Here is a 2694-nt window from a genome sequence, read left to right on the forward strand (position 1 = left end):
TTAATAAAATAATGATAGGTATTAAGAATGAAAAATGTAAGAAATGTTGGGCAAAAAATTTATGTGGTGGGGGTTGTCATTTAAAAAACGATCTACTGTATAGTGTAAACTAAAAGTACCCCATGAATAAAATTGAAAAATGGTCCACTGAGGAAGAAAAAATGATATACTCTTCTCAAATAAAGAGAGAGGAGTTAGAAAGGATGATCAGTATGGACCAAAAAAGAAGAGTAATATACATGTATTTTAGAGAAGGGAAATCTCAAAGAGAAATAAGCAGAATAATGGGAATAAATAGAAAAACAGTGGGGAAGTATATAAAGGAGTATGAAGAAGCATTTGAAGGATATAAAAACAGCGAAGGTATAGATGAAGATTTAGTAGAGAAAATAGCAGGAAAACCCAAATACAATACATCAAACAGGAAACCTAGGAAAGTGACAGAAGCATTGGTAGAGAGAATCCAAGAATTAATAAAAGCAAATGAAATAAAGAGAAAAAAAGGGTTAAGAAAACAATTAATGCCAGTAAGTCAAATGTATGAAATAATAAGAGATGAAGGATATGAAATTAGTGTTGGAACAATATATAATCTAGTAAGAAAACTCAACGATAAAAAAACGAAGGAAGCATATATAAAACAAAGATATTCACCGGGAGATATAGTAGAGTTTGATTGGGGAGAAATTAAATTAGAGATAGATGGAGTAATGAAAAATATACAAGCAGCAGTATTTACATTTGCGTATAGTAATTACAGATATGCATATTTGTATGAAAAACAAAACATGGAAAGTTTCATAGATTCACATATAAGATTTTTTGAACATGTAGAGGGAATAAATAAAACAACAGTATATGACAATATGAAAGTTGCAGTAAAAAAGTTTGTAGGAAGAAATGGTCGAGAAATAACAGAAGATTTAATGAAATTATCGATGTATTATAAATTTGATATAAGATTTTGCAATGTGAGAAAACCAAATGAAAAAGGGCATGTAGAGAAGAGTGTAAATGTAATAAAGCAAAGGGTATTTTCAATAAAATATAAATTCAGTGATTTAAAAGAAGCAAATGAATTTTTAAAAACAAGACTTAAATATATAAATGAAAATATAAAATCAAATACGATTCAATTATTTGAAGAAGAAAAGAAATATTTAGCAGAAAAACCACCAAAATATGAATATTCAGTAATAAAAGAAGTATATGTAGATAAATTCTCAACAATAACAGTAAATAACTGTAGATACTCTGTACCAGTAGAATATATCGATAAGTGGCTAAAAGTAAAATTATATCCAGAAAAAATAATAATATATGATGAAAAACCAATAGTTATTCACGAAAGAGTATATGGTATAGATATATGGAAAATAAAAATAGAACATTATATACCAATATTAAAAAAGAAACCTGGTGCATTACATAATAGCTTAGCAATGCATCAGGCACCAAGAGAACTAAAAAACATCTACAAAGAATATTTTACCACAAATCCGAAAGATTTCATAATGTTATTGGAATACATTCAAAAAAGAAACCTAGAAATAAAACAAATAAAAAAAATAATAGAAAAGCTAGAAATTATAACCTCAAATATAACTTTTGCCGAAATAAAAATAATAAACGAAAATACAAGTAATGAATTAAAAATTAAATACAACGGAACAATAGAAGAATACTCAAGAAAACAATTGTATAGACTAAATGAGATGATACAATGAGTAAAAATAATAAACTATATGAAGAAATGGAATTATACTCCAAAGAATTAAAATTATCAAAATTAAAAACCCACATCAAAGAATATATAAAAGAAGCAAATGAAACAGAAATAAGCTATGAAAACTTCTTACATGAAATATTAAAAAGAGAATATGAACGATTAATAGAATCAAGGTTAAAAAGTAGAATAAGATTAGCAAACTTCCCGCAGAAAAAATATTTAGAAGATTTAAAACTTGAATATTTACCAGAAGATGCAAGAAAAAAACTAAAAGTATTAAAAACATTAGAATTCGTACAAAACAGTCAAAACGTAATATTATCAGGCAATCCTGGAACTGGAAAAACACATATAGCAATAGGATTAGGAATAAAAGCAATACTAGAAGGATACAGAGTATTATTCATTACAGTACCACTATTAATAACCCAATTAAAAGAATCACGTTCAAATAAGACATTAAGAACATTTCAAAATAAATTTGGAAAATACGATTTGGTAATATGTGATGAATTAGGATATATATCTTTTGACAAGGAAGGATCAGAATTATTATTTACATTATTATCCTTAAGAGCAATACGAAAATCAACAATAATAACAACAAATTTATCATTTGACAGATGGGAAGAAATATTTAATGATCCAGTATTATCAGCAGCAATGATTGATAGATTGGCTCACAAAGCATATTTAGTAAATATGAATGGTAATAGTTATCGTTTAAAAGAAACCGAAGAATTTATCAAATCATTGGAATGAAGGAGGTTATATATGAAAAAATAAGATGAATTTAACAAAAACTTAATATTGTTTAAAACACGGATGTTTTCAACATTTTATTTTTTTGGCCCATTTTTCAATTATAATTTGGCTTACTTTTGAGTTGCAAAATACAAAGATAGGAGGTAAATAATAAAACTCAATCAAATATAGATAAATAAATACATAAAAACAATATCTAG

Annotated in this window: 2 protein-coding genes; both read left to right on the forward strand. The window is 26.1% G+C overall.

Going from position 1 to position 2694, the window contains the following annotated elements:
- The first annotated feature begins 122 nt into the window (after positions 1 to 122).
- Positions 123 to 1727, forward strand: a complete 1605-nt coding sequence (gene istA, locus AS160_RS09140; protein WP_165148021.1) for an IS21 family transposase — start codon at positions 123 to 125, stop codon at positions 1725 to 1727.
- Positions 1724 to 2491, forward strand: coding sequence for an IS21-like element helper ATPase IstB (istB, locus tag AS160_RS09145; protein WP_165148024.1), 768 nt, complete (start codon positions 1724 to 1726; stop codon positions 2489 to 2491). Before istA ends, istB begins: the two co-directional genes overlap by 4 nt.
- Positions 2492 to 2694 lie beyond the last annotated feature (203 nt).

Source organism: Marinitoga sp. 38H-ov (assembly GCF_011057715.1).
Taxonomy (GTDB): Bacteria; Thermotogota; Thermotogae; order Petrotogales; family Petrotogaceae; genus Marinitoga.

Coding starts and splice junctions, on each gene's coding strand:
- istB (WP_165148024.1), top strand. CDS start 1,724: ATGAGTAAAAATAATAAACTATATGAAGAAATGGAATTATACTCCAAA.
- istA (WP_165148021.1), top strand. CDS start 123: ATGAATAAAATTGAAAAATGGTCCACTGAGGAAGAAAAAATGATATAC.